This is a genomic window from Anaerostipes sp. AF04-45, from assembly GCF_003461725.1.
GTDB classification, from domain to species: domain Bacteria; phylum Bacillota; class Clostridia; order Lachnospirales; family Lachnospiraceae; genus Anaerostipes; species Anaerostipes caccae.
In genome coordinates, this window is sequence record NZ_QTXQ01000023.1 from 1 (window position 1) to 6613 (window position 6613).

Sequence of the window (6613 nt, forward strand, 5' to 3'; positions counted from 1 at the left end):
TTAATTTGCGGTAGAATTGCAGTCGGTTGGAACTTTAATTCGCCGCCCGACAAACATATACGATGCAGAACACGCTCATCTCAAATCCCATGAAGTCATTACACAATCGCGAAGTGGTCTTTGCGTATCAGAGGAAGAAATCAGTAGGTTAAATAAGATTATTTCTCCGCTCATTCAAAATGGGCAGTCTGTGAATCAAGTCTATATCAATCATGAAGATGAACTTATGTGTAGTGAGAAAACAATCTATAACTACATTGATGCCTGTATGTTTGATGTACGAAATATTGATCTCCCAAGAAAAGTTAAATTTCGTGAAAGATATAAAAAGCCAGAATTCAAAGTTGATAAAGGCTGTCGTATTGGTCGTAACTACGAAGCATTCACCTCCTACATGGAAAAAAATCCGGATACGCCAGTTGTTCAGATGGATTCCGTGATTGGCAGTAAAGGTGGAAAATGTCTTCTCACAATTCACTTTGTCGAATGCAGCCTCATGCTTGCCTTTCTAAGAGACGCTAATACCTCAAAGTCGGTAATAGACATCTATAATCAACTGGAGCAGGAACTCGGTGAAAAATGTTTTGATGAATTGTTTCAAGTAATACTCACAGACAACGGTAGCGAATTTTCAAATCCAAAGGAAATCGAATATCGTGAGCATCCGTCACCGGGGCGTCGCTATCAGAGGACCAGTGTGTATTACTGCGATGCGGGAAGCCCTTATCAAAAAGGTGCTTGTGAAGTCAATCATGAATTAATACGAAGAGTTCTGCCAAAAGGAACAAGCTTTGATAAGCTGACCCAGGAAGATGTAAATCTGATGATGAATCATATCAATTCCTACAAAAGAAAAAAGCTGAATAATCGTAGTCCATACGAAACCTTCAGCTTTTATCATGGAGAAGAGGTTCTAAAGAAACTTGGATGTGAACCGGTAGCCGCCGGAGACATCCTCTTAAAACCAATACTTCTCAAAAAATAATTATGAACGTGCCGCCAACCCATCATCTGTCTAAGGAATGAAGGGGTGGATTCTCCGATTACAAAGAAATCGAGAGGGAGTCGACCTCCCTTTGGCATGCTTGTAATTATCATAATACAGCAGAAAAAACTGAAAATCAAACTGCATGTGGATTACAAATATGGCTTTTTGATTACAAAACTCTACATTTCACTTACAAAAGTGGCTTTTCATTTACAAAACTTTACTTCTTGAATACAAAAACTGCGTTTCGAATTACAAAGTGGCATCTCGTGTTACTATTGAGTAAGAAAAAGTGTAAGTAATTCTATGAACTCTCAAATATAGAATAGATACACCCAAAGCGAGGTAATGGGTGCCTACATGAAAAACAGATCTCAATCAACAAATATTGCTTTTTTTCCGATTTTAGTTTTAGATTTTAGTGGTTAATGTATTATACAGAAATAGATCCTTAAGCCTAATTTATTGGTAATGAATCTTTAGTGCATAGACGTCCCCAACCAACTTGCGAAGTTGGATAGTTTGAGATTCCAGAAAAATAATTGGTACCCTTTATAAGGTAAGCTTTTACTTTTTCTCCGTAAAGATATGGATCATTGTTTCTTACAATTCCCCATTCCATTAGCAAAGCGGCACTACCTGTTACAAATGGTGTGGAAAAAGAAGTACCCGTGTGAGAAGTATAGTTTGTAAGGATATCTACGCCTGGGGCCACCAAATCAGGTTTAGAAATCTTTGTTCCTGCAATTTGTGCAACATATCCTCTTCCTGAGAAAGGAGCTATAGTGTTATTGTTGTGGTTATAAGCGCCAACGGAAATCACTTTTGATGCTGTTGAAGGAATTGTAATTGAAAGAGAACCATCAGCATTTTCAAAACCTGTACCGTAATTTAATGAAGCAATTGAAGGAAGCCATAAATCATATCTTCCGTTTGCAATTTTTCTGGAAGTTATTTTTATCGACCATATGCCAGAATCAATATAAGATTCTGTGGGAATCATATCAATATAAATTTCTTGGCGTATAGAATATGGGGTAGGAGCACTGTAATACATTAATAATGTAGTATTATTTGAAGTGGCTCTAACAACTTGGTTATAAATGTCTATACGTCCTAAATTATTGCCAGTAGGTGTAATGATTTCAACAAATAGATCATCCCAATAATCTTTCCATATTTGTATACTTAACGAGGTTTCATAGTTACTTATATTTAAATTAATTGTTTGCGATTGGAAGCTTCCTATTGTTCCTCCTACGTGGGTAGCACCAAGGCCTTCATTACCTACTCCAACACAAATAGAGTTCTTCCAAAAAAGAGAGGCTTCATTTAGAAAAGTCTCTAGCAGAGAACTTCCAGTATGATCACCGTAGTTATTACCAAAACTAATATTTATCGCTACTGGTTTATTATATTGTAGACTTTTTAATAGAACATAATTTACAGCTTCCATTAGTTGTGTAGTCCTAGGAAAATTTCCAGGTCTTGATAGCCCCATCTTTACAACTATTATATCTGCTTTAGGTGCAACACCACTTTTACCGCAGGCTATTGTTGCGACAGTGTTTCCATGACCATTGCTATCAAATCCTGCAAATGTTGTTGTTTCATTTGAGTTTATATAATCGTTAATTTCGTTTTGACCTACTTCAATATTTTTTACCTGATCCCAAATATTTAGTATTCTAGTAGAACCATCGTCGTTTCTAAATTCCAGACTTTTTGCATTTATTCCAGTATCTATAATGGCTACAATGATACCTTTTCCAGATAGACCATCGCTATTAATGGAAAGCCTTCTCTGAATAGATGTTATACATGATTCACTTTTAGCGCTATATAGTTGGAAGTAAATACGTTTAGGCTTTTCGATATATTCTATGAGTGGTTCATTCGAAAGTAATTCGATATATTTTCCAGATGTAACTATAATGGCATATCTATTAATTAAACTGGAAACAATAATCTCTGGATATTTTTTCATAAATGTGTTAATATCACCTACATATTTTATAATGAGTTCCCAAGTATCATCAATCTCATTGTAACCTGTTTCTAAATTTGGAGATTTAGCTCGTTCTGTAGGAGTTACTTGTAAACTAATATTTAAAAGATTCTCAAATTTTTGACTCATAATATATCCCCCTTTTATAAAATATGACGAACTAGAATAAATAGAATATATATTTTTTGTCATATATAGAAATATATCTCATACAATGTACTGATTAATAATTGACAGGTGAAAGTATGAATAAAATAATTGATGAGGATTACTATGATCTTATATTTAATATATTATTGGGGGAATTAGACAATGCAGATAATACAAATGGAAATATTACATATTTAAATGAAAGGCACATGTTAATTCATACAAAAAGAAATGAGGAAGATATTTGTGAGCTTGGTCAAACTCCATATCATAGATTTCCGTCCTTATTTACTTTAACATCAACAATAAGCATGGAAAAATCCGGAATTGGTGAAGTGCAGAGAAATAATTATTTATCGTTATATGGTCAAGGTGTCCTTATTGGACTAATTGATACAGGAATTGACTATTTAAATCCGGTATTTCGTAAAAAAGATAATACTACAAAAATAAATTGTATTTGGGATCAAACGATAGAATCAGATAATAAACCAAAGGACTTTTCATATGGTACAGAATATAACAAAGTACAAATTAATATGGCATTACAATCTAATTCACCATTAGAAGAGGTCCCGACAATAGATGATAATGGACATGGAACAGCAATAGCCAGTATCATAGTGGGAAATGAAGATTCTGAAAATGATTTTTCTGGGGTTGTTCCAGATGCAGAAATTGCTGTTGTAAAATTAAAAAAGGCAAAAAAAAATTTATATGATATCTTTCTTGTTCCCGAGGATAAATTGTGCTTTCAAGAATCAGATGTGATTTTAGCAATTAGATATTTAGTGACAAAAGCAAGAGAATTGCAAAGGCCACTAGCAATATGTCTTGCGATTGGAACAAGTCAGGGAGGACATGATGGACTTGGAGCCACAAGTAGCTACATCAATTATCTTTCTCAAATTTCTAAAATTGGAATAGTAGTAGCGGCTGGAAATGAAGGAAATAAAAGAAGACATTTCTATTCTAATATACCACGTAATGGTAATTTGGAAAATATAGAAATTAATATAGGAGAAGATGATAAAGAATTTTCTTTGGAAGTATGGATGAATGTACCTGCACGTTGTACAGTAGAATTAATTACTCCTACAGGTGAAACAACAAAAATGGTATATCCATCAATATCAAGTTGCCAAAAATATAATTTTGTTTTTAATCAAAGCACTGTATGGATTAATAATTCATTATTTGAGCAGGAAACTGGAGATCAATTAATTCTAATAAGATTTCGTAATGCTATTTCCGGAATCTGGAATTTAAAACTAGTTAATTTAGATCAAAAACCTTTTGAACTACATGCATGGTTGCCTAATGGGGATTTAATATCAGATAGTACATTTTTTATTAGAGCTAATCCTTACACAACGATAACTTCTCCAGGAAATGCTAGAATTCCATTAACGGTATCATCGTATAACCCAATAAATGACAGCTTTTACATTGAATCTAGTAGAGGATATAATAGAGCAGGTATAATTAAACCAGATTTAGCTGCTCCAGGAGTTGATATACCGTGTGCTTTATTAAATAATAAGTTTGGAACAATAAGTGGAACAGGAGCTGCAGCTGCGCATACTACTGGAATAATGGCAATGATTTTAGAGTGGGCTGATGTTAGAGGAAATTATACATCAATAACAGGAAATGATATAAATCGTTTATTGATTCGAGGAGCCAACCGTGAGGAAAGTATTATATATCCAAATGAAGAATGGGGATATGGCAAAATTGATGTGAATCGTTTCTTTGAAAATCTGGGGTTATTTTAATAAGTCGAAAAGCACACATAATTTATAATTATTACAGCAAATTAATATAGAATTATAGTTGGATTGTATGTAAGACTTTAAACTTATTAAATCCAATATAGAAAAGGAACTACAAAGGTTGTGAAAGATACCATATGGGAGAACTTGATCAAGAAGAGGAAGAAAAGGGAATACTGGACGGGAGTAATACCGTCCTCTTTTTAAGAATCATTCCTAATGTTGTCATTACAACATCTTTGCTAAATAAATTTATGTAAAATAACATATGTAAAGGGACATAATAATTTATATTAGAATATTGGAGGTTGTCGAATGAGTAAGCATATTAATTTAAATTTAAGTATTTTGAGTTGGTACAGAAGTATCCAGAGTTAATTGATATTATGAAAATACTAGGATTTTCAGATATTTCGAAACCAGCAATGCTACACTCGGTTGGGAAAATAATGACGATTCCAAAAGGTGCAAAGATGAAAAGAATCCGCATGGAAGATATATTAACCGAGCTGGCTAAAAACGGTTTAATGTAGAAAGTCAGAGACAAAAATAAAAACTATCTCGGTACACTTGAACTTGTTCAGAACATGGGCTTTGCAAAGGAGTATTTTCTTCCTCAGAAATAGAATTTATTTAGAAGAGTATTAAAAACTGTATTCTGATGAGTAATTATTTACCGTTTACTATACAACGAACTGTTTGATGCCTGTAAAACCAAGTTATGCAGATCGAGTATTTACAACAGAAGTAGTTTCCTACCCACAGATGGTTCACATTGGAGAGGATAAAGACTTTACACCAGTGATTGAAAAGGCATTAGAGCTTGGACGATATTCAAAAGAGCAAGAGTTTACAGGTATCAATGGAGGATCAATACTTACTACAGGATTTGGACATGGAACAGTCCTATCGGTAGCAGATAAAGTGGTTGATGCTGTGAAGAACGGTGATATCAGTCATTTCTTTCTGGTAGGTGGATGTGATGGTGCAAGAACTGGAAGAAATTATTACACGGAATTTGTTAAGAAGTCACCAAAGGATTCCATTATTTTGACCGTTGCATGCGGAAAATATCGTTTCAACGATTTAGACCTTGGAGAAATTGGTGGCCTGCCTAGAATTATGGATATGGGACAGTGTAATGATGCCTTTAGTGCAATTAAAGTAGCAATCGCATTAGCAGAAGCTTTTGAATGTGGAGTAAATGAATTGCCACTTTCTATGGTGTTGTCATGGTATGAGCAGAAAGCAGTCTGTATCCTATTGACATTATTACATCTTGGTATCAAGAATATTTATCTTGGACCAACACTTCCTGCATTTATATCTCCAAACATTTTAAACTTTTTGGTTGAAAACTACGGTATTTCACCAATCAGTACACCAGAAGAGGATTTAAAGAAAATTCTGAGATAAGTTCAGAAAGGCTCGGAAAGCTTCATTCTTAAAATGGTCTTTTCTGTATGCAATTACAGTGGGGATAACAGTATAGGCTTCTGGAATTGGATAGGTAGTCATGAGTCCATCTTTTATGTAGGAAGCTACAATACTGGAGGGTAACAGACTTATTCCAACGCCAGCGCATATACTGGCAATTAGTGCACTTAATGAATTAAATTCGATAATGTGTTCTGGTGTGATTGTCCGACGGCAGAATGTGGGAGGTACTAACCGCACGTTATTTTAGTGCCA

General features: G+C 34.2%; 4 protein-coding genes and 2 pseudogenes. 4 read left to right on the plus strand and 2 right to left on the minus strand.

All coding sequences use genetic code 11. The features are described from left to right. Positions 1-52: 52 nt before the first annotated feature. Positions 53-985 (plus strand): annotated as a pseudogene (locus DWV34_RS17060) (IS30 family transposase); the annotation flags it as partial. Between the two features lie 460 nt (positions 986-1445). On the opposite strand, the gene DWV34_RS17065 reads toward DWV34_RS17060, so the two are convergent. Continuing rightward, on the minus strand, positions 1446-3125 hold the full coding sequence (locus DWV34_RS17065) for a S8 family peptidase (protein WP_158565712.1): 1680 nt from the start codon (positions 3123-3125) through the stop codon (positions 1446-1448). Positions 3126-3241: 116 nt separating this feature from the next. On the opposite strand from DWV34_RS17065, the gene DWV34_RS17070 reads away from it, so the two are divergent. The 3 genes and pseudogenes from DWV34_RS17070 to hcp all read left to right on the plus strand — a co-directional run. Next, positions 3242-4924: a S8 family peptidase gene (locus DWV34_RS17070; protein WP_118476775.1), complete on the plus strand. Its 1683-nt coding sequence runs from the start codon at positions 3242-3244 to the stop codon at positions 4922-4924. 383 nt (positions 4925-5307) lie between these two features. Then, entirely contained in the window at positions 5308-5454 is a 147-nt protein-coding gene (locus tag DWV34_RS18155; RefSeq protein WP_243000972.1) for a DUF1858 domain-containing protein, read from the plus strand. Positions 5455-5599: 145 nt separating this feature from the next. Further along, positions 5600-6337, plus strand: a pseudogene (gene hcp / locus DWV34_RS17080) (hydroxylamine reductase); the annotation flags it as partial. Here hcp and DWV34_RS18245 read toward each other — a convergent pair. Beyond that, positions 6317-6598 carry a LysR substrate-binding domain-containing protein gene (locus DWV34_RS18245; protein WP_118476776.1) on the minus strand — a complete coding sequence of 94 codons (282 nt, stop codon included), beginning with the start codon at positions 6596-6598 and terminating at the stop codon, positions 6317-6319. The pseudogene hcp and the gene DWV34_RS18245 sit on opposite strands and share 21 nt — an antisense overlap. Between the last annotated feature and the right edge of the window lie 15 nt (positions 6599-6613).

Bases quoted from the DNA above. Each gene is read 5' to 3' on its own strand.
- DWV34_RS17065 (WP_158565712.1), bottom strand. From the start codon at position 3,125: ATGAGTCAAAAATTTGAGAATCTTTTAAATATTAGTTTACAAGTAACT.
- DWV34_RS17070 (WP_118476775.1), top strand. From the start codon at position 3,242: ATGAATAAAATAATTGATGAGGATTACTATGATCTTATATTTAATATA.
- DWV34_RS18155 (WP_243000972.1), top strand. From the start codon at position 5,308: ATGAAAATACTAGGATTTTCAGATATTTCGAAACCAGCAATGCTACAC.